This window comes from Kitasatospora purpeofusca (assembly GCF_000718025.1).
Taxonomy (GTDB): Bacteria; Actinomycetota; Actinomycetes; order Streptomycetales; family Streptomycetaceae; genus Kitasatospora; species Kitasatospora purpeofusca.
In genome coordinates, this window is sequence record NZ_JODS01000109.1 from 1 (window position 1) to 309 (window position 309).

Here is a 309-nt window from a genome sequence, read left to right on the forward strand (position 1 = left end):
AACCCAGAGGTCGCAGGTTCAAATCCTGTCCCCGCTACTCAGTAGCAACGAAGGCCCGGAGGATCCGTCCTCCGGGCCTTCGCCGTTCCCGGAACCGTTGCCCCGAACCGTTGCCCCGAACCGTTCCCGAAGTTTCCCGAAGCCGCCCCCCGAGCAAAAAGTCGGCTTCCCGGCACCCCGACCGAAAGCGATTCGCTTTCCACCGGCCCAGTGCGTAAGGTCGTGTTCACCGACGCGGGGTGGAGCAGCTCGGTAGCTCGCTGGGCTCATAACCCAGAGGTCGCAGGTTCAAATCCTGTCCCCGCTACT

Annotated in this window: 1 tRNA gene; it reads left to right on the forward strand. The window is 63.8% G+C overall.

Going from position 1 to position 309, the window contains the following annotated elements:
* The first annotated feature begins 233 nt into the window (after positions 1-233).
* Positions 234-307 (forward strand) — tRNA-Met (locus IF01_RS0140950).
* Positions 308-309: the final 2 nt, after the last annotated feature.